This window comes from Nocardia sp. CA-135398 (genome assembly GCF_050955845.1).
Lineage (GTDB): Bacteria > Actinomycetota > Actinomycetes > Mycobacteriales > Mycobacteriaceae > Nocardia.
Window position 1 is genome coordinate 2,184,446 of record NZ_CP192084.1, and the last position, 19,638, is coordinate 2,204,083.

Consider the following 19,638-nt stretch of genomic DNA (forward strand, 5'->3'; position numbering starts at 1 on the left):
TATCTGCGGTGTGGAAACCGTGCTGCACCGTGACGCGCTGGCTCGGTTCGGACATGCGCTGTCCGATCCGACGCGCACGCAGATCCTGCTGAGTCTGCGCACTGCCCCGAGTTACCCCTCCGAACTGGCCGACCGGATCGGCGTCTCGCGGCAGATCCTGTCGAATCACCTTGCCTGCCTGCGCGGTTGCGGACTGGTGGTGGCCGTTGCGGAGGGGCGCAGATCGCGCTACGAGCTGGCCGATCGACGCATCGCCCATGCGCTCGACGACCTGCTCGGACTGGTCCTCGCGGTGGACCCGGCGTGCTGCGCGGATGCCGGTACCGAAGGATGCTGCTGATGGGGCACCCACTCGGAATGCCGGCTCTGCCCTCGCAAGAGCGCAGAACGTCGGTGCGGCGGACCGTGCTGACACGCCGCATCCGATGGCTGGTCGCTGCGACCATCTCCTACAACGTGATCGAGGCGAGCATCGCGCTCGCCGCAGGCGCGTACGCGTCCTCGACGGCGCTGATCGGGTTCGGTCTGGACTCGGTCATCGAGGTGTCCTCCGCTCTGGCCGTCGCGTGGCAGTTCGCCGGACCCGACCCGCATCAACGTGAGCGGGCCGCCCTGCGGGTCATCGCGTTCTCGTTCTTCGCCCTCGCCGCGTACGTCGTCATCGACGCGATCCGCGCGCTGGCCGCAGGCGGCGAGGCCGAGCACTCCTGGATCGGAATCGGCCTCGCCGCAACCAGTTTGGTGATCATGCCGGTGCTCTCCGGGGCGCAGCGGCGTGCCGGTCGAGAGCTCGGTTCGGTGTCCGCGGTCGCCGACTCCAAACAGACGCTGCTGTGCACCTACCTCTCAGCGGTGCTCCTGGCCGGACTGCTGCTCAACCTCACGCTCGGATGGGCGTGGGCGGACCCGATCGCGGCTCTGGTCATCGCCGCCGTCGCGGTCAAGGAAGGCTTCGACGCCCGGCGTGGTGCGACGTGCTGCCCGTCTCCAGTAGCCGCACGCACGAATACCGGTGCCGTAGTGGACGATTGCGCTGCGGGGGATTGCGACTGCCGGGACTGACAGACCGATGCCCACCCGTCGGTGACGGCATCGACCATTCGTCGATGCCGAGTTGAAAGATGGTCAGGACTTGATCGACATGTCCGCCCCGGTCTGCTGCGCCCCCGTCGCCGCCGCCCCGGTGGACGAGAACGCTGCCCTAGAGGTCGCCTTGCGACTCGAGGCAATCGCCGATCCGGCCCGCATCCGGCTGATGTCGCTGCTGCTCACCAGCCCGCACGGTGCGGAAAACGGCGGCGACCTCGCGACGGCGGTAGGGCTGTCGGAATCGACCGTCAGCCACCACCTCGCCCAACTCCGCACCGCCGGACTGGTCGAATCCGAGCGCCGCGGGATGAACACCTTCCACCGCGCCCGCCGCGACGCCCTTTCCGCCCTGTGCGTCGTCCTCGACCCGAACTGCTGCACCTGACCCGGTACCGCATGGCGCCGAGAGTTGCGAGATGGCTGTGTTTCGTCCCCTCGGGTGGGGGAATGCGGGTTGCGGAGGTGCGTATCGAACATGTCGCCTCAGCCGGTTTCTACCTCCGTACCGTCACCCGGCTGGCCCGCAATGGTGGAAGGAGCACAAAACATGTCGCCTGCAACGATCAACTCGACCTCGGACGCCGTGGACTTCCTGGTCGAACAGCATGAACGGATCAAGCGACTATTCACCGAAACCGCTGAAACCGTCGACGCCGAGCAGAGGAAGGCCAAGTTCTTCGAGCTGCGAAGACTGCTGGCGGTGCATGAAACCGCGGAGGAGGAGATCATCCATCCGCGGGCCCGTCGCGAGATCGGTGACGGTGACGGCGCCGCCATCGTCGATGCCCGTCTGGAGGAGGAGAACAAGGCCAAGAAACAGTTGGCGGATCTCGAATCGGTCGACATCGGCTCGCCCGAGTTCCAGGACAAACTGGACCGGTTGCGTCGGGCCGTGCTCGCGCATGCCGACCACGAGGAGCATGAGGAGTTCAATCGCCTGCGTCAGGAACTGGATCCCGACGCTCTGCAGCGGATGCGCAAAACAGTCGAGCTCGCCGAGGCCATGGCACCGACCCGGCCGCATCCCAGGGTCGAGTCCGCGATGGCAAACGCCCTGGTCGGTCCGTTCGCCGCGATGATGGACCGAGCGAAAGACATGATCAGCAAGCCGCGCGGCTAGACGTAGAAGCCCGTCGCGGCAATCACGACTCAGCGGTCGCCGCTGTAGATGTGTCGGGGTCGGCGGCCGCGCCACGTCGGCGTGGCCGTCCATGTGGTTCGTCAGGTCGTCGCGACCAGGAACTGTTCCGCACTCGGGGGACGCAGGCCGTCCGTTCGGTCGGCGAAGTAGCGCTGGGTCAGCGTGGATGTCGAAATGTGTTGCGCCGATGCGAAACCCGCTGCCTCGGCCAGCTCGATCAGTTCATCGGGGCTGAACAGGCTGAGGAATGGAACTCCACTGGCTCGTGCGGCATTCTCGACGGCCTGGCGTATCGCGCGTTCCTCGGCATCCAGCAGGTCCAGTGGGAGTTGGAAGGTCATGGCCAAGGTCGAGCCGGGTGCGAGGGTCGAGATCCGCTGCAGCGTCTGGATATTCGCTTCGCGGGTCAGGTACATCGAGACACCCGTTTCGGCGACCACGGCGGGACGCGACGGGTCGAAGCCAGCCGAAATCAGCCGGTCCCACCAGGATTCGGCCTCGAAATCGACCGGAACCAGCCGCAACCACGGCGGAATTCCGAAGCCGAGTTCGACCAGCCGCTGCCGCTTCCATGCCTGCGGGCCGGGCTGGTCGACCTCGAATACTGTTAGGCCGGAGGCAATTTCGGGTCGGCGCTGAGCGAAGGTGTCGAGACCGGCGCCGAGGATGACGTACTGATCGACACCGAGCGCCGCCTGTTCGACCACCAGATCCTCGACGAAACGAGCGCGGGCGACGACGCATGCGCGCGAGAGGCTGGTCGTCTCGGGATCCATATCCCCGCGGGCGTGCCATCGGTCGTCGGGGTCGATCAGTCGCAGCCCGATCTCGTCTTCGAGCACATGTGGTGCCGGATCGATCTCGACGTGCAGGGCCCGCCACAGCGCCACGCGCTCTGCCGTGCTCTCGGGGCCGATGACCTGTTGCATGATTCAGCCGACCTTTCCGACCTGCAGACTCCACACCCGGCCGTCCGGGTCGCGTACCGTCATTTCCTTTGTCCCGTAATGGGTTTCCTCGAACGACGTGACCACCTCGACGTCGCCGCTCGGCCGGAACGCATCCGGTTCGGTCACGGTCAGCACGAGCTGTGTCTGTGGGGTCTGGCTGCGCGGGACCTCGGCGATGAATACATACGGACCATTGCCGTTGCGGAAGAGTCCGGAGTTGTGGTCGGTGGTGAATTCGGGTTCGAAGCCGAGCGCCTGAAAGAACCGCGCCGACTTGCCCCAGTTGTGCGTCTCGACGAATACGCCTTCGATGCCCTGCGTCGTCATCTCGTCTCTCCTTCTCGCGCTCACGGTTGCTGATCGTGGGTGTCGTCGAGGTACCCGCGCAGCGCCTCCGCGACCAATGCCGACAGCGACATACCGGACTCGATCGCCCGGAACTTGACCTGCTTGATCAACTCCACCGGCAAATACACGTTGAACTGCTTCACGTCCTCGTCACCCACCCTCCGATGCTAGCATCCTAGAAAGCTAGTATCAAGATCATCATGCGCCGGTGGCAAACGTCGAGCGGATGTGGGGGCATTCGGTGGCTTGGGGGGTGGCGCGATAACTTGAGCGGGTGATCAAGAGTTCGGTATCCACGACGGCGGGGGCATGGCGGGCAGGTGACGGCGTCCCGGTGACGCTGCGGGAGGCGACGGTGGCATGGGCCTTCGCGGCACACGCCGAGTTGTCCGAGATCGCCACGGGGTACGGGGACTTCATCACGGTGGACGAGTTGGCCCAGCGGGTGCAGGAAGCGTCCGGGGTGCATACCGGTGCGCCGACGCGGACGTGGATGGAGGCGATTCTGCGCAAGGTCGCGCGGCGTTGCCACAATGCGGGCGAGCCGCCGCTGACCGCACTATGTGTGCAGCAGAACCACACCGTCGGCGATACCTACAAGTACGTGCTGGAACTGGCCGCGCTGCCGATTCCGAAGGACCTCGAGTTGCACGCCTCCTACGCCAGGTGGCAGTGCTACGAGCACCACGGCGCCACCATGCCCGCCGAGCTGACCGCCCCGCCGCTCACGCCCAAGGTCGCTGGCCGCCGCTCCGCGAGCGCCGCCACGCCTGAGCCCACGCCGGAGCCTGCCCGCGCGGCGGTGTGTGCTGAGTGCTTCATCCAGCTGCCCGCGAGTGGCACCTGTCAGTACTGCGTGTAGCCGTCACGGCGAAATCGACTTTCGGACGCTCAATGCGCCCTCCATGTTCGCGTGATACCGGCAGTAGAAGGGGTGCGAGCCGACTTCATCGGGCGCGGTGAAGGTGATGGTCTGGCCCGGGCCGATCTCGCGATCGAACAGGCCAGGGCGTTTGCTGGTGATGCTGTGTTTGAACGAATCGTGGTTGACCACCGTGAGTGTCGCGCCCGGCGTGATCGGCGGCGTGCCGGTGTAGTTCTGGTGTTCGATGGTGATGGTGACTGCGGGTTTCGGCGCGGGGCCGGACCAGGTGGGCGGGACGCTCTCCTCCGAGGAGCCGCACCCTGCCGCCCACGCGAGGGTGAGCAAACCGATCGCGATTCGATGTCGCCGAGGCGAGGTTCGAGTGCTGTTCACCTAGACCGGCTGCCCACAATTCGAGCGACCATGCCCACCGGCTATAACGAGTTGACGACTGGTGATGTGGTCGAGACGGTGCCGCGACCGTCGCGGGACGAGGTGGTATCCGCGCACAGCCGTCCTCGTCCGCCCGTCGGGGCCGAATCTCGCAGCGGGAAATGCGATCCTGCTCGACGGTGTTTAGGCCACGGCCGAAACATGGTGGGGGTACCGCCCGTTGATTTCTAGGCTGCTGAACAGTGCGGATTCAGGAGTCGATGATGGTGAACGAAGTATCGGCGCGGCCGATAGGTCTGGTGCTGGGATGGCCGATCGTAGCCGGGTGGCGGAAACGGTGGCGGCCGAACTGGTTTCGTTGGACGACCACGCCGTCGGCCGCAGATCAGATCCTGAGCATGGATCCAGTCCTCGCGGTGATGCTGCGAGGACCGAGGTGATCGCGGGTACTGTGAGGTGCCTGAGTGCGACGATGCGGGGCAGCGTATGAAGCGGATCTACTGCACACCCGAGGATCTGACGCGTATCCGGATCGGGGCGCCGCTCGGCGCGATGGGCGAAACAATGCTGGCCACCCGGGTGGTGCAACGCACCGACGCGCCGCTGTACGACGGCTGGCGCGCGCAGGTGCGGCGCGCGATGCCGGACAACTTCGGTGTGCTCGCGGATATCTTCCCCGGCGTACACCACTTCGTCGATTTGATCACGCCGACCCGTGCCGCGCGGTCTATGTCGGCGGGGATCGAGGCATTGCATCTGGCCTCCCGTGACGAACTCCGCCACGAGGTGCAGCACGCCGATCGCCAGCGGGCGCTGACCGACCACCCACTCCCCGCGTGGACGCGGAATCTGTCCGACCGCGACAGCGCCGCCCGACGCGATGTCGCGCGCGCCGTCGAGGCATTTCATACGGTGGCATTCGCTGGTCGGTGGGCGCATGTGCAGTCGTATCTGGAGGTGGCGGCGGAGCGGATGGCGCGCACCATTGCCACCGAGGGCGTCGAACGGTTCTTCGCGGGGCTGGCGCCCTTCGCACGGTGGCGGGCGCCCGCACTCGAGGTGCTCAGCCCGATGGAATGCCATGACGAACATCTCGGCGGGCGCGGCCTGGTCATCATTCCCTCGCTGTTCGTCTGGCCCGGACCGAAGTTGCTGAAGTCCACCATCGATACGGACGCGCCGATGACGCTGGTAGTTCCGGTGCTGCGCGAAATCGCCGATTTCGCCACGGCATGGGGTCCGCGCGCGACCAACGAGGCGCTGACCGCACTGCTCGGCCGGACACGCGCCGCCGCGCTCCAGGAGATCGCCGAGGGTTGCACGACGACCGAACTCGCACGCCGACTGGGTATTTCACCCGCGACGGCCAGTGAACACGCATCGATACTGCGCGAGGCAGGGCTCATCGAGAGCTGGCGGCACCGCAATGCGATGCGGCATCAGGCGACGACGTTGGGCATCGCACTGCTCGACGGTGATCTCGACAGCGGCGTGCGCATCGCATAGTGCCGCGCCAGTATCGTCGGGCGGGTGCAGCTCATAACCGACCGGCAGGGAGTGCTCCGGGTGGGTGTCGGACTGGTCGCCGCAGCGGCGCTGGTCGTCGCGGGTGCCAATCTACGATTGCGGTTGGTGTCGGCCGGATATCGGTCCGGACCCGCGGCCGCGCCGACCGTTCCGGTGGTGATCGTGCCGGGCGCGAAGGTCGGGCCCGATGGTGCGCCGATGGCCTACCTGCGCGGACGACTCGATGTCGCGATCGAGCTGCTGCGGGCCGGAAAGGTGCGCGAGATCCTGCTGTCCGGTGATGCGGCGGGCAAATCCGGAGACGAAATCGCCTCGATGACAAAGTATCTCGCGAACCACGGCATCGATCCGGCGGTTGTGCGCTGCGATGGCGCGGGGTTGTCGACCCGGGCGACCTGCGAGCGAGCCAAGAATGCGTTCGGTGTCGACCGCGCCATCATCGTCACCCAAGACCAGCATCTGCCACGTGCGGTCGCGCTGTGCCGTGGCGCGGGCATCGATGGCTACGGCGTAGCGGCATACTGTGAGTGCAGGCGAAAAACTCTCGTGCGCAACACTATTCGTGAATGGTTGGCCGCGCCCAAAGCGGTCGCCGCGCTGATCTGGCGCTGATCTCGCGTTGCCGAAAAGCCCGGCAGCGCGGGATTCATGGCTATGGCGTCGTCGCATACTGTGACCGCAAGCAGAAAGCCCTCGTGCGCAACCTATTCGTGAATGGTTGGCCGCGCCCAAGCGGTTGCCGCGCTGATCTGCCGCTGATCTCGCGTTGCCGAAAAGCGCCGCAGCGCGGGATACATCGCAACGGCGTCGTCGCATATCTTTAGCAAACAACCTTGGTGCGCAACACTATTCGCGGCAGGGTTGGCTACGCCCAAGGTGGTCGCCGCAAAGATTCGACCCCTACCGAGGGTCCGGCAGCGCCGGATCCATCGGATCGACCGGACCGCCGGGATTCGGGATCGGTGGCGGTCGCATCGGATCCGGGCTGGGGCGAGGATCGGGGATCGGTGGCTCCGGTGTCGGGCTGGGCCGTGGCGGATCGGGGTGTGGAACTGGACCGGGGACCGGCGGCACCGGATCCGGGTCGGGTCCGGGCACCGGATCGGGGCCCGGCCCGGGCGGTACCGGATCCGGATCGGGACCCGGCAGCGGGTCGGGCGCGGGTATCGGCGGTACCGGATCGGGTTCGGGACCGGGCCTCGGCGGAATCGGCTGCGGCGCCGGACCGGGTATCGGCTCCGGCTGCGGATACGGTTCCGGCTCGGGATGCGGTTCGGGCCCGGGAACCGGTTCGGGTCCGGGTTTCGGCGGTACCGGATCGGGGATCGGCATCGGCGGCACCGGGTCCGGAATCGGTGCCGGCGGGATGGGGCTCGGATTCGGTGGCACGGGGCGAGTCATGCGCTTACCTCCTCAGCACAGCGGTACCCAGTCGATTGCGGGTGAATCAGCCGACGGCCTTCGATATCCGAGCCCGCACCTCGAGATGTTCCCTTCCCCGGAGCGGGCGACTACGCTCGTCAGGAAGATTGAAACCGCTTGATGGGCTGCGGGTTCGAGTCACCAGCCCAACGGGCTGGAGGGGGTATCTCGTGCAGCAGGTTTGTCCGCACAGCGCGCAGCCGATCGTTATCGACCCGATGGTCGGTGATCTGGCGGGCGAGACCGGTCGGCTGCGCGCGGCCGGTCCGCTCGCCCGAATCGATCTACTCGGCGTGCCCGCCTGGACCGTCACCGAATACGCAACCGCCAGGCAGTTGCTCACCGACTCTCGGCTGGTCAAGGACATCAATTCCTGGGCGCTGTGGACCTTAGGGACGGTGACGCGGGAATGGCCGCTCATCGGCATGATCGATACCGGACGGTCGATGTTCACCGTGGACGGCGCCGAACATCGGCGGCTGCGGAACAAGACCATGCAGGCGCTGACGCCGCGTCGACTGGACGCACTGCGTCCGGCGATCGCGCGGCTCACCACCGAACTATTGGATGAGCTGGAGCGGACCGGCCGCGACGGCGTGGTCGACCTGAAGACCGACTTCGCCTATCCGCTGCCGATGCGGGTCATCGGTGAGCTGATGGGCGTCGACCGTGCCGATCACGCGATGCTGCTGACCTGGTACAAGGCGTTCTTCTCGATCCTCACCCCGCAGGAACAGCGATTGCGGGTGATCGATGAATTGGATGCCTATTTCACCGATCTGGTGCGCAACAAGACCGTCGAACCGACCGACGACCTCACCACCGCGCTCATCTTCGCCGCCGACGGTGGTGCGCCGCTGACCGAGAGGGAGGTCGTCGGCAATCTGAAGGCGCTCGTCGCGGCGGGACACGAGACCACCGTCGGCCTCCTGCTCAACGCGGTGCGCGCCCTGCTCTGCCGCCCGGAGCAATTGCGCGCCATCCGCGACGGCGACTTCGAGTGGCAGCAGGCGATCGAGGAAACGCTGCGCTGGGACACACCGGTGACCCATCTGCTCATGCGCTTCGCCACCGCGGACATCACCGTCGGTGACACCGTGATCGAGCGAGGCGAGGGAGTGGTCATGTCCTATCGCGCCATCGGTCGCGATACCGCGGTGCATGGCAGCGATGCCGACGATTTCGACATCACCCGCCCAACGGCCAACCGGCATCTGGCCTTCGGCTACGGACCGCACATCTGCCCGGGGGCGGCGCTGTCCAAGGTGGAGGCCGGGATCGGTCTGCCCGCGCTGTTCGAGCGCTTTCCGAAGCTCCGATTCGCGGTGCCGGTCGAGGAGATTCGCAATCTGCCGGTGCTCACCCAGAACGACCTGGCAGCCTTCCCCGTGTATCTCGCCTGACGCGCTCAGTTGGTTCGCGCGGCGTATCCGAGCGGCAGCTTTTGCGGCGGACAGTCGATCACCGTGTCGTCGTCGAGTTCCCGGGATTCCAGGAAGGTGATGCGTCCGGATGAGGCGACCAGGGTCAGCGGGTAGGTCGGTCCCTTGTCGCGGGCGGCGATGATGGCATCGAGATTGTCCTCGCAGCAGGTGAGGGTGCTCTCGGGATAGTCGAGCATCCATTGCGGGTAGGAGATCGTGGTGTGCACCCGACGGTCGCCGAGCCAGACGATGAGCACGACGGTGGTTCCGGTCGACTCCACCCAGGCGATTTTGTACAGATCGTCATCGAGCTGGACCAGCTTCGCCGCCTGATTCTTGGACCAGCGCCCGAACATCGGTCCCATGAGACATCGTGATTCGATCGTCTGCGGACCTCGCACGTACAGCTCGTATATCCAGCCGTTCTCATAGGCGTAGATGAGGTGCTTGCCGACAATTCCGGAGAGATCGCCGGTTAGTGCCGAGGCCGTGATCGCCGACTGCTGCGCGCTCATCGGTAACTCCTCTCGGTCGACCAACGCGGTCGGGACCTGCGTCTTTGTCGTCAGCCTAATCACTGGAGCGACCATTGCGGCCGGTTTGCCGGGAACGGTGCAATCATGGTCGCGCGGCCGCGTAGAGCACCTCGCGCATCTCGGGCAGTGCTTCCTGATCCGCTCGCCACACCAACCGCAGACTCAGCTCGGGCACCGGTAAGTCCAAGCGGACCAGGGTGCCGTGCGCGATCCCGTCGGCGACCGCGAATTCCGGTAGCAGCGAAATGCCCAGTCCGTGTTCGGTCCAGGCTCGCATGACCGGGACCGCCCCGGCCTTGACGCGCCGCGGCCCCGAGCCGAGCACCTTTTCACCGGCCATCCAGAACGAGCATTCGGGCACATTGACCAGCAGCCGTTCATCGACGAGATCGGCGGGCGTCAAGCCGGACCGCGCCGTCAGTGGATGCGTCGGCGCGGCGACCAGGGCCAGCGGCACCGGATCCAGGTCGAGGAAGGCCAGCGGTTCGGCGGGGGCCGGGAACCCCAGATCACCAACGGCGCCACCGGAATCCAGCAGCAGCGCCGCATCGAGATCGCCACCGATCACATCGGCGAGCAGGCCGTCGCGGGCGCGATCCGAGCGCACCTCGACCTCGATATCGGGCCGTCGCTCGGCCAGCCGGGCCAGCACCTGCGGCACATACGCTCCCGCCAGAGTCTCCAACGCGCCGAGGCGCAGGACCGGCCGTTCCTCCCGCACATCGCGCACCGCCTGATCGGCCTGTTCGAGCAACCGCCGCGCCCAGCCAGTGAGCCGCTGACCCGCGGATGTCAGCCGCATGCCCTTGGGATCGCGCACGAAAAGTGCCACCCCGAGCGCGGTTTCGAGCGTGCGGATCTGCTGGGACACCGATGACGGCGCGAGCTCGAGCGCGACCGCGGCATCGGTGACCGTGCGATAACGCACTACCGCCTCGAAGGTCCGCAGCTGACGTAACTCCATGGCCTGGCCAACAACCGCCGAGCATTCGGATATTCCGAATGCGGTATGCGCCGCAGCCGGTGGAGCCGCTGTGCCCGTCCGACGAGAGTCGATCGCGTCATCACCGAGCCGAGGAGCTGTTGCATCGGATGAGCATGCTGCAATCGCGGGCGAGTACGTCCGCCGCGTCGACCAGAGCCCTGCTGGGGATATCCCTCGGGTACTTCATGGTCCTGTTGGATATGACGGTGCTATCGGTCGCCGAGCCGGATCTGGCGGCGTCCCTGCACACCTCGGTCGCCGGACTGCAATGGGCGACTACCGGCTATACCGTCGCCTTCGCCGCACTGCTGCTGTCCTCGGGCGCGGTCGCCGATCGTCATGGTGCGCATCGGGTATTCCGTTTCGGCACAGCGGCTTTCGGTACGGTCTCGCTGCTGAGCGCCTTCGCGCCGAATCTGTGGGTGTTGGTCGTACTGCGGGTGCTGTTGGGCGTCGCGGCGGCGGCGTGCGTGCCCGCATCGATGGCGATGATCACTCGGCTCTACCCGGATCCCGGTCGACGGGCTCGGGCGATTTCGATGTGGGCGGCGATCAGCGGCGCGGCGGTCGCGGCGGGGCCGATTGTCGGTGGCGCACTGGTCGGGCTGGCCGGTTGGCGGTCGATATTCGTGGTCAATGTTCCCATCGCGGTGATCGTGTTGGGGCTGAGCATGGGGTCCGCGGTGACCTGCGCGCGCGGTGATCGCCGCATCGACTGGGCCGCGCAGTTGACCGCGGCCGTAGCGCTGGCGCTGTGCACCGATGCGGTGATCGCGGCGGGTGCGCGGTCGTGGCAACACACGGCGTGCTCGCTCGGCGGCGCGGTGCTCGCGGCAATTGTCTTCGCATATCTCGAACGACGCAGTGCCGCACCGGTATTGGATCGGGAACTATTGCGAGCGGGCCGAGTGCGGGCCGGGCTGCTGGTGGGTGCCGCGGTGAATTTCGCGCTCACCGGAGCGTTGTTCGTCCTGCCATTGCTGTTGCAGCGGCAGCTGAATCCACTGCAGACCGGGCTCGCCTTCCTGCCGCTCACTGTGCCTTTCGCCGTCATCCCACCGCTCGCTGGCCAACTCGTGGCCCGCGTCGGATCGCGTCGCCCGATCCTGACCGGCCTCGCCCTGCTGGCAGCGGGCGGTGTGGTGCTGGCCGCGGCGGTATTCGCGAGCCTCGCCTATCCGGTACTGGCGGTCGGCCTGCTGCTATCGGGATTCGGTGTCGCCTTCGCCCTGCCAGCGCTGGTCACCGCCATCGTCAACGTGGCGCCACCGGGGACCGCGGGTGCGGTGGGCGGCCTGCTCAACGCCGTCCGCCAAGTCGGCGCGACCCTCGGCGTCGCGATCATGGGCGCACTCGTCACCCCCGGCATCGGCTGGTCCCTGCTGGCCTCCGCGGCCGCCTGCGCCCTCGCCTTCATCGTCTTCGGCTACGCTCGCGCCGCCGAATCCTGATGTCGCCGAAGCGGATCGGTTCAGCGACGCTATGACACAAGGGGGCACGATTTCGGTGACGCGGCGTTCGCGACACGGAGACGTCCTGAGTGGGCGAGGCTCGCGAGCCGACCGATCCGCCACGCGCGGGTGCCGAAGGTTGACGGTGCCCCGAGCGGCGGGGCATGGTTGGCCGATGAGCGGGGCAGAGGTTCGTGCGGGTGTCGAGCTGACCAATCTCGACGCACCGCTGTTCGACGGCGCCGACGCGACGAAGCGCGATCTGATCGACTATCTCGAATTCGTCGGTGATCGGTTGGTGGGGCAATTGCGTGACCGTCCGCTTTCGGTGGTGCGCATCCGGCCGGGGCAGGAACCGTTCATGCAGAAGAATCTGCCGAAGTACACACCGGAGTGGGTGCGTCGGGTGACGGTGTGGGCCGAGACGTCCAAACGTGAAGTGACCTATGCCCTCTGCGATGACGTGCGCACGCTGGTGTGGTTCGGTAATCAGCGCGCGGTCGAATATCACCCGACACTGCTGCTCACCGATCACGCCGAGGGCCCGACCCACCTCATCCTGGATCTCGATCCACCCGAGGGCGGAGCCTTCCAGCAGGTCGTATCGGCCGCCGAGTTGATCAAGCAGGCGCTGGCCGACGACGGACTCGCTGGCGCGGTGAAAACCAGCGGCGCAAAGGGTGTGCACGTCTTCGTGCCGATCCATCCGCGTATTCCGATCGAGGATGTCGCCGCCGCTACCCGGGCGATCGCGGCCAGGGCCGAACGCATCGATCCGGATCTGGCCACTACCGCATTCATCCGGGAGGACCGTGCGGGCAAGGTCTTTCTCGATTCGACGCGCGCGGGCGGTGCGACAGTGGTCGCGGCCTACAGCCCGCGGGTGCGTCCGGGTGTGCCGGTGTCCTTCCCGATCGAATGGGCTCAGCTCGCGGATATCAGTCCGGGCGACTTCACCGTGCGCACCGCACCGAAGCAATTGGGCGATCGGGATCCGTGGGCACGGGAGATGCCCGAGCCGCAGGCGTTGCCCGCCGATCTCATCGAGGAGGGCCACACCATTCCGGTGGCCCGGGTCCAAGCGATGCACGAGGGCAAGCGCCGGGCCCGAGCCCGTAGGCAGAGTTAGCTTTCAGGGCTCGATGACAGTGCTGAAGTGCGCCGCCCCGTCGGTGATCGCGTCGACGGTGACCAGGGCACGGAACTCCATCCAGTCATAGGTGACCGTGCAGACCTCCGTCGCGCCGATATCGGCGTCGAGGGAGTCGGGGCAGCGCACGTGCTGGGGGGTGCGCCCGGTCTGGTCGGTGAAGTCGACGGCGACCTGCCGGGCGAGCTGTGCACCGGAGATCGCGTCGGTGTCATCGTCATCGCGCCAGCCGACGCTGGTTTCGGAGAGGCTGCCGAGAATGCCGACGATGAGCATGACGATCAGTAGGGTCCGGCCGCCGCTGGAGAGCACAAGCGGGCGGGTCGGGGACCGCGGGGCCGATTCGGGCCCACCCATCACCCGACCGATATCCCCCATCGGACCGCTCGGCGATCCGGTGTATACCGGACCGGATGGTGGCGCCTGCTTGTCGCCGAAAACGCCTGTCAGGTATGTCGGTGTCAGCAGGTACGCGTAGGCGGACACCCGCATTTCGATGCGCAGCACCGCCGAACCGGCCTCGAAGATCGCCTTCGGCATCCGCCCGGTGATCAGGACGATCAGCCACAGAATGAACGAGATGATCCCCCATCCGGTGGTGAACCAGCCCGACAGCACCAGGATCGGGAAGGCCAGGATGAGCCGGAACAGCACGGCGAGCCGATTCAACGGCGTTGGCGCGGGGAACAGTAGGCGGATCGGGTAATCCGGTGCGGTCCAGGCGAACGGCGGGTAGTCGTCGACCAGCAACATGAGGTAGCCGCGCACCCGCACGGTGTAGCCGTAATATCCGCGCAGGAACTCACCACACCAATCCGGCAACCGACCGAATACCAGCGCGCCGAACCAACCGCAGACGATCACCACGAAAGCGGCGATGCTCAGAAACCAGAGCACGATCAGCTGAGGTATGGCCAACAGCAGCCGCAGCAGAACGGTCCAGCGGCGGTGTTGCTCCGGCGGGAAGACATCCAGTTCGACCAATGCTTCGCGACTGGTCGGTGATCCCTCGTTCATTACCACGGCGACCCACTCACTTCCTTCGTCCAGCGGAACTCGGATGAGTGAGATCGAATGTAGCCCGTGGGTTGCCGATGGATCGGTAACCGCGCCGACCTCGGCGGAGCCGCAGCGCGCCGAGCACTGGGCTACCCGGCGGCCGAGACCGCGGTATCAGCCGGACCGATCGGTAGGACGAAATACAGCTCGCTGCGCCGGGCCACCCCGAGTTTGCGGTAGACGCGGGTGAGATGTTGTTCGACGGTGCTGGTGGTGATGGCGAGTTCGGCGGCGATCTCCCGATTGGTCTTGCCGCGGGCCGCGAGCTCCGCCACCCGGCGCTCGGCGGGGCTCAGCGTCGCGAGCCCGCCCGGAATCTGGCGCAGTGTGGGCAAGGGTTGGGTCGGCTGCGTCGGGGGTGGGGATTTGCCGTCGAGCAGATCGCGCAGCAGCACCTCTGCACCGCAGGTTTCGGCGATACGCGCCGCATCGCGGATCAGTGTGCGGGATCGTTCGTGATCGCCGACCGCGCGGTGTGCCTTGCCGAGTTCGCCGAGGGCCGTGGCCAATTCGACATCGTCACCGCCGGTGCGGGCGATCGCGGCGGACTCGCGCAGCAGGCGGAAGGCCTGATAGCGATCGCCGGTTGTGGCGAGCAGTCGGAGTGCGACGCCACCGGAGCGGTGCCGGTCGGCGGCCCCGAGCAGCTCCAGATGTCGGGTCGCGAATTCCTGTGCCTGCCGGTGCTCGCCGAGTGCGAGATGGGCGGCGGCGATGTCATTGCGCCACGGCACCAGCCAGGGGAAATCCATATTCCACCGGTCCATGAGATAGCCGCAGCGGCGGAAATTGCGCAATGCCTCGTCGGCGCGGCCGACCGCGAGATGATGGTGGCCCCGCGCCGCCAGATACGACAGTCCGAAGCGGGATTCGAAAATCGTTCGGGGCACTGGTCTTTCGAGGTGGGTCGCGGCCTCGGCATGCCGACCGGAGATTGTCAGCGCATGCACCATCGCGGCGATCGGCGTGCCGATCCAGAGTCCGAGGTGTTCGGCGGGCACATAATTCAGCGCCAGCGTCGCGTCGCTGATCGCATCGCGAATATTGCCCTTGCGCAGCATGGTTTCCGCGCGCAGCCCGGCGAAGATCGACTGCCAGGTCGGGGCTCGGCGGGCATCGGCCTCGGCGAGCAGCGATTCGCACCAGGCCGCCGCGGTATCGAGCCGATTGCTGTAGATGAGGCAGTGCACCGCAGCGACCAGGGGTTCGATGGTGGTCGAGGTGAGGCGGTGGCTGGTGAGCAGTCGCTGTGCGAGCGTGGCGATCTCGTCGAGCGGATGGGTGAACAGGCCGGTGAGCAGATCCGCGCCGTGTCGATGCGGTGAATGTTGGTCGGCGCGCACCTCGGGCGGCCGGGTCGGCGCCGCGAAGAGTCGCGGATGACGCTGCACATGTGGGGGATATGAGTACCGCAGCCAGGCGCGCAGGAAGTCGATCTCGGGCGCCGCCTCATCCGACTTGCCACGGTTGAGCTGGGCGAGTGCGTGGTCGGCCTGCTGCACCTGCCCGTGCCACAGCAGATACATGACGGCGGCGGGCAATTCGTGGCGCGGCACCCGACCCACGCGCAACGCCGCCTTCAACCGGGTGAACTGGCGCGAACGGGTCGACGGGTTGATCCGCCACTCGAGGCAGACCAGCTGGATCGCGATGGTGGCCCGCTCGCCCGCGTCCCGGGTGGCGCGATAGGCCAACTCCAGCCGGTCGACCGCAGGCTCGATCTGGTCATCGGTTATCGCATCCTCGGCGGCGGTGCGCAGTACCTCGGCCGCCCACGGGTAACCGGCGGCACCGGCGTCGACCAGGTGGTCGGCGACGGTGCTCGCCGGAAAACCCCGCTGGTGCAGCAGTTCCGCGGCCCGGCCGTGTAATTTCCGACGGACCTCGTCGGGGGTGCTGCGCAGGATCCGCTCGCCGATCTCCGCATGTTCGAAACGCGCGGTTTCGGCGAGCTGCCGGACGACGGTCCGCACCCCGGGCTCGTCCACCTCCAGCAGCTCGGCGACCAGGCCGACCGTGCTCGCGTCGCCGAGCACGGCCATGGCCTGACCGACCCGGGATTTGGCGAAGTCGGCCCAGTGGTCGCGGTGCGCTGGGTTGTCGCTGTGCGGTGAGACAGGCTGACACATTCTCGGAGCCCCTTCGTCGAGGTGGTGTGCCCGACTGTGGGAGAGCACCATCGAATACGAGCAGCTCGGGTGCACTGAGGATGCGGCATCGTCGCAGCGGGAAGGACGCGTCCACGCGCCCGATGATCCAGCCGGTGAACCCAGGTTAATTCGCCCGCCCGATCCTGTCACGACAACTGATGACACCTACGTAATATGAGGTGTTTCAATGACTTTCGTGTCATCGACTCCCGGCGTGCGCGAGTACGTGCTGGTGGTAGGCTAGACAGGCGGCCGAGGTGTCGTCGGCGGCCAGGAACAGCACCGTGCGTGCCGCGGTGAGGGCGCCGCTGTCGCGCGCGCTCACATACGCGTGCACCGGCGCCGCGGAGTACGGATTGTCCACCGAGGGATCGACCCCGACGATCGATTCCGGTGCGAAGCCGAGCGCCGACGCCAGACGGGTACGGAAGGCGAGGGTCCAGGTTGGTGCGAGTAGCACCGCGCGGCCCTCGCCGAAATCGGCGGCGTCCAACCCTTCGGCGGTCAGGCAGTCACGCACGGCCACCGCGGCCAATTCGACCGGATCGTCGGCACCGGCCCGGGTGCTCATGGCCGAGCGGCCGTTCGCACCCACCTCGCCCAGGTCGACCCAGGCGGTCGGATCGGCGGGTCCGGCGATATCGGTGCTGTGCAGCGCGCCGAATCCACCTGCGGTGCCGGATGTTCCGAGCAGGATCGCGGCCGCGCTGGTGCTGTACGGGAAGCCGTCGACATGGCGTTCGGTCGACGGGTGCGTATCACCGGCGACCAGCAGCGCATACGACACTTCGCCGCTGACCAGGAAGCATTCGGCGGTCGCGATCGCGTGCAGTAGTCCGGTCCCGCCGTTCATCAGATCGAAGGAGAATGCGGGTACCCGGCCGGGCGCGTATTCGAGGCCGATGCCGACACGCTTCTGGATGAGCGCCGATACCGCGGGTTCGGAGATGTTCTGATCGCGGAAGACACCGGCATTGATGAGCATGCCGACCTGCTCCCGCGCGACACCGGCCTGCTCGAGGCAGGTGGTGGCGGCGCGGGACGCCAGTTCGAAATAGCTCCCGGTATCGAGATCGGCATTGATGGTGGCCGCGAGGATGGTGGTCGGCATGGCTCAGGCCTCCAGACGGGAGATGGTGGCGGCGAGGTGTCCGGAAACGGTGCCGGAGGCCGCCGGAATCATCAGCACCTTGGAACCTTTGGGGATCTTCTGCTGCGCGAGATATTCGTGCAGGACCACGAAATGCGAGGTGGACGCGGTATTGCCGAAATCGTGCAGCACATTCAGGGCCTGGGGCATCGGAGTACCGAAGTGCCGCTCGGTCAGGTGCGAGATGTACTCGATGGCGGGTGCGCTGAACTGATGGTGGATCCAGTAGTCGAACTTCTCGCTCTCCCAGGTGCGCCCGGTCTCCTCGAGGAAGGTGGATATGCGGTTGATGGCCTGCATATAGCGGCTCTCGTTCTGCATCGCGCGGTTATCGGTGTAGAGCGCGATTCCCGAGGTCTGATCGCTCGGCATGCCGATGCAGTGTTCGGCGCCGTCGGCGGAGGTCATGAGTTCGACGTAGTGGATTTCGTCGTCATCGTCGCCGCGATCGTCCAGCATCACCGCGACCGCCGCATCGCCGACGGTCAACGCGGCGAACTGCGGGTCGTACGGCTTGTTGATCTCCCGCGCGGCAGTCTCGGCGATCGGGGTGATCTGTTCGCCGCTGACCACGAGTCCATTGCGAACCACTCCGGCCTTGATCATCCGATCCAGCACCAGCACGCCGGTCATCATGCCCGCGCAGGCATTCGAGACATCGAAATGGCGGGCCTTCGTCGCGCCGATCTCCTTGCCGAGCATGACCGCGAATGACGGTGCGTAGCAGAAGATTTCTTTACCGCGGGTGCGGGTGATGGAGGCCGAGATGACCACATCGATCTCATCGGGGGCGTAATCGGAGTGGGCCAGGCAGTCCTCGATGGCGCGCAGCGCCAGATCGAAGGAGGATTCGTAGTCCTCGGCACTGGAGTCGTAGACCCGCCGATTCTTGATACCGGTAATCCGTTCCAGGTCAAGGGATCTCGGCACCGTCAGTCCGGCGATGATCTCCTCGGTGGAACGGACGGTGGATGGTGTGTACGAGCCGATGGACTCGAAACGTGTGCGCAGCATTACCCCTGCTTTCTGTCTCGCGTGATTTCCCTGTCTTGCCAGGAGTTCGACGGCGCTGTCGTAGGTGGCCTTATTCGGGCAGGCCGACCAGACTCGCGCTTACCTCGCACAATCGGCGGGCCAGCGCATCGTCGCGGGCCAGCCGCGACGGTTCGCGCTCGCGGGTCTTGCGGAAATAGGCGCCGGTCACCTCGGCGACGCTCGGATCCGTCGCGAGGAAGGTGAGTGCGGCGGCGCCCTCGGCCGCGGTGATGAAGAACAGGCGTTTGCCGAGCGCGATTATCGGTTGCCCGAACCAAGGCAGCGAATTCCAGATACCGGTCGCGACCGCGCCGGGATGGAACGCGTTGACCGTCACGCCGGTGCCCGCCAGCCGATCGGCCAGCGCGCGGGCGTAGAGCACGTTGGCCAATTTCGATCGGCTGTATGCCTTTTCGCCGGAATAGCCGGTGCGGAACCCGAGATCGTCGAAATCGAGGGTCGCGCCGTAGTGCATCACCGAGGAGGTGAACAGAATGCGCGCGGGGGCGCTGCGAACCAGCAGATCGACGAGCAGTTCGGTGAGCAGGAATCCGCCGAGGTGGTTGGTGGCGAAGGTGGCCTCGATACCGTCCTCGGTTTCGGTGCGCGTCTGGTGATAGCCGCCCGCATTATTGGCCAGTACATCGATGCGGTCGTAGGCGGTTTCGACCGCCTTGGCGAGTTGGCGCACCGACGACTGCGATGCCATATCGCATTCCAGCGTATCGACCGCCCCCGCTCCCGCGGCCCGTACCAATTCCGCGCTCTCGGCGAGCTTCTGCGGATTCCGGCCGACCAACACCAGCCGATCGCCCCCTGCGGCGAGCTGTTGCGCGGCTTCGAGACCGATGCCCGAGGTCGCCCCCGTAATCAGGATCGTCTTCATGCCCGACTACCTTGCCATCGATGACATGTCCGAAATCCGCTCTCGGGGTGGCTTCGGCGAGTTGCCCGATGTGTGCG

22 protein-coding genes are annotated in these 19,638 nt (G+C 66.5%); 10 read left to right on the forward strand and 12 right to left on the reverse strand.

Annotated elements, in window-relative coordinates:
- Positions 1 to 10: 10 nt before the first annotated feature.
- The 4 genes from ACQP1T_RS09735 to ACQP1T_RS09750 all read left to right on the forward strand — a co-directional run bounded on the left by ACQP1T_RS09735 (position 11) and on the right by ACQP1T_RS09750 (position 2,209).
- Positions 11 to 340, forward strand: coding sequence for an ArsR/SmtB family transcription factor (locus ACQP1T_RS09735; RefSeq protein WP_433759617.1), 330 nt, complete (start codon positions 11 to 13; stop codon positions 338 to 340).
- Complete coding sequence (locus ACQP1T_RS09740) at positions 340 to 1,062, forward strand: cation transporter (RefSeq protein ID WP_433759618.1); 723 nt, start codon at positions 340 to 342, stop codon at positions 1,060 to 1,062. Before ACQP1T_RS09735 ends, ACQP1T_RS09740 begins: the two co-directional genes overlap by 1 nt.
- 79 nt (positions 1,063 to 1,141) lie before the next feature.
- Positions 1,142 to 1,474 (forward strand): Rv2640c family ArsR-like transcriptional regulator, encoded by a 333-nt coding sequence (locus ACQP1T_RS09745; protein WP_433762115.1) that lies wholly within the window; start codon positions 1,142 to 1,144, stop codon positions 1,472 to 1,474.
- Between the two features lie 162 nt (positions 1,475 to 1,636).
- On the forward strand, positions 1,637 to 2,209 hold the full coding sequence (locus ACQP1T_RS09750; protein ID WP_433759619.1) for a hemerythrin domain-containing protein: 573 nt from the start codon (positions 1,637 to 1,639) through the stop codon (positions 2,207 to 2,209).
- 101 nt (positions 2,210 to 2,310) lie between these two features.
- On the opposite strand, the gene ACQP1T_RS09755 is transcribed toward ACQP1T_RS09750, so the two are convergent.
- The 3 genes from ACQP1T_RS09755 to ACQP1T_RS09765 are packed head-to-tail and all read right to left on the reverse strand — an operon-like array spanning position 2,311 to position 3,686.
- Positions 2,311 to 3,159 carry a class I SAM-dependent methyltransferase gene (locus ACQP1T_RS09755; RefSeq protein ID WP_433759620.1) on the reverse strand — a complete coding sequence of 283 codons (849 nt, stop codon included), beginning with the start codon at positions 3,157 to 3,159 and terminating at the stop codon, positions 2,311 to 2,313.
- Positions 3,160 to 3,162: 3 nt separating this feature from the next.
- Positions 3,163 to 3,507 carry a VOC family protein gene (locus tag ACQP1T_RS09760; RefSeq protein ID WP_433759621.1) on the reverse strand — a complete coding sequence of 115 codons (345 nt, stop codon included), beginning with the start codon at positions 3,505 to 3,507 and terminating at the stop codon, positions 3,163 to 3,165.
- A 20-nt stretch (positions 3,508 to 3,527) separates the two neighbouring features.
- Positions 3,528 to 3,686, reverse strand: coding sequence for a ribbon-helix-helix protein, CopG family (locus ACQP1T_RS09765; protein ID WP_433759622.1), 159 nt, complete (start codon positions 3,684 to 3,686; stop codon positions 3,528 to 3,530).
- A gap of 116 nt (positions 3,687 to 3,802) precedes the next feature.
- On the opposite strand from ACQP1T_RS09765, the gene ACQP1T_RS09770 reads away from it, so the two are divergent.
- The gene (locus ACQP1T_RS09770) at positions 3,803 to 4,390 is read left to right on the forward strand and encodes a hypothetical protein (RefSeq protein ID WP_433759623.1); all 588 of its coding nucleotides are present in this window, start codon (positions 3,803 to 3,805) and stop codon (positions 4,388 to 4,390) included.
- 3 nt (positions 4,391 to 4,393) lie between these two features.
- Here the strand turns inward: ACQP1T_RS09770 and ACQP1T_RS09775 are convergent, their stop codons facing one another.
- A complete protein-coding gene (locus ACQP1T_RS09775; RefSeq protein WP_433759624.1) occupies positions 4,394 to 4,786 on the reverse strand; it encodes a cupredoxin domain-containing protein in 393 nt (130 codons plus the stop codon).
- A gap of 486 nt (positions 4,787 to 5,272) precedes the next feature.
- On the opposite strand from ACQP1T_RS09775, the gene ACQP1T_RS09780 reads away from it, so the two are divergent.
- Positions 5,273 to 6,292 carry an ArsR/SmtB family transcription factor gene (locus ACQP1T_RS09780; protein WP_433759625.1) on the forward strand — a complete coding sequence of 340 codons (1,020 nt, stop codon included), beginning with the start codon at positions 5,273 to 5,275 and terminating at the stop codon, positions 6,290 to 6,292.
- A 24-nt stretch (positions 6,293 to 6,316) separates the two neighbouring features.
- Positions 6,317 to 6,925, forward strand: a complete 609-nt coding sequence (locus tag ACQP1T_RS09785; protein ID WP_433759626.1) for a SanA/YdcF family protein — start codon at positions 6,317 to 6,319, stop codon at positions 6,923 to 6,925.
- Between the two features lie 288 nt (positions 6,926 to 7,213).
- Here the strand turns inward: ACQP1T_RS09785 and ACQP1T_RS09790 are convergent, their stop codons facing one another.
- On the reverse strand, positions 7,214 to 7,714 hold the full coding sequence (locus tag ACQP1T_RS09790; RefSeq protein WP_433759627.1) for a hypothetical protein: 501 nt from the start codon (positions 7,712 to 7,714) through the stop codon (positions 7,214 to 7,216).
- Between the two features lie 191 nt (positions 7,715 to 7,905).
- Here ACQP1T_RS09790 and ACQP1T_RS09795 point away from each other — a divergent pair, with 191 nt between their 5' ends.
- Positions 7,906 to 9,138: a cytochrome P450 family protein gene (locus ACQP1T_RS09795; protein WP_433759628.1), complete on the forward strand. Its 1,233-nt coding sequence runs from the start codon at positions 7,906 to 7,908 to the stop codon at positions 9,136 to 9,138.
- A gap of 5 nt (positions 9,139 to 9,143) precedes the next feature.
- Here the strand turns inward: ACQP1T_RS09795 and ACQP1T_RS09800 are convergent, their stop codons facing one another.
- Together ACQP1T_RS09800 and ACQP1T_RS09805 are read right to left on the reverse strand one after the other, a co-directional pair.
- On the reverse strand, positions 9,144 to 9,674 hold the full coding sequence (locus ACQP1T_RS09800) for a phenolic acid decarboxylase (RefSeq protein ID WP_433759629.1): 531 nt from the start codon (positions 9,672 to 9,674) through the stop codon (positions 9,144 to 9,146).
- Positions 9,675 to 9,777: 103 nt separating this feature from the next.
- Entirely contained in the window at positions 9,778 to 10,659 is an 882-nt protein-coding gene (locus ACQP1T_RS09805) for a LysR family transcriptional regulator (protein WP_433759630.1), read from the reverse strand.
- 128 nt (positions 10,660 to 10,787) lie between these two features.
- Between ACQP1T_RS09805 and ACQP1T_RS09810 the strand changes: the two genes are divergently transcribed.
- Entirely contained in the window at positions 10,788 to 12,131 is a 1,344-nt protein-coding gene (locus ACQP1T_RS09810) for an MFS transporter (protein WP_433759631.1), read from the forward strand.
- A gap of 175 nt (positions 12,132 to 12,306) precedes the next feature.
- Positions 12,307 to 13,260, forward strand: a complete 954-nt coding sequence (ligD, locus tag ACQP1T_RS09815; protein WP_433759632.1) for a non-homologous end-joining DNA ligase — start codon at positions 12,307 to 12,309, stop codon at positions 13,258 to 13,260.
- Positions 13,261 to 13,263: 3 nt separating this feature from the next.
- Here the strand turns inward: ligD and ACQP1T_RS09820 are convergent, their stop codons facing one another.
- From ACQP1T_RS09820 to ACQP1T_RS09840, 5 genes are all read right to left on the reverse strand, one after another.
- Positions 13,264 to 14,298 (reverse strand): DUF4389 domain-containing protein, encoded by a 1,035-nt coding sequence (locus tag ACQP1T_RS09820; protein WP_433759633.1) that lies wholly within the window; start codon positions 14,296 to 14,298, stop codon positions 13,264 to 13,266.
- Between the two features lie 131 nt (positions 14,299 to 14,429).
- Complete coding sequence (locus ACQP1T_RS09825; protein WP_433759634.1) at positions 14,430 to 16,469, reverse strand: LuxR C-terminal-related transcriptional regulator; 2,040 nt, start codon at positions 16,467 to 16,469, stop codon at positions 14,430 to 14,432.
- A gap of 220 nt (positions 16,470 to 16,689) precedes the next feature.
- The gene (locus tag ACQP1T_RS09830) at positions 16,690 to 17,601 is read right to left on the reverse strand and encodes a hypothetical protein (RefSeq protein WP_433759635.1); all 912 of its coding nucleotides are present in this window, start codon (positions 17,599 to 17,601) and stop codon (positions 16,690 to 16,692) included.
- Positions 17,602 to 17,604: 3 nt separating this feature from the next.
- Positions 17,605 to 18,654, reverse strand: a complete 1,050-nt coding sequence (locus ACQP1T_RS09835) for a 3-oxoacyl-ACP synthase III family protein (protein WP_433759636.1) — start codon at positions 18,652 to 18,654, stop codon at positions 17,605 to 17,607.
- A gap of 70 nt (positions 18,655 to 18,724) precedes the next feature.
- Complete coding sequence (locus tag ACQP1T_RS09840) at positions 18,725 to 19,561, reverse strand: SDR family oxidoreductase (RefSeq protein WP_433759637.1); 837 nt, start codon at positions 19,559 to 19,561, stop codon at positions 18,725 to 18,727.
- Positions 19,562 to 19,638: the final 77 nt, after the last annotated feature.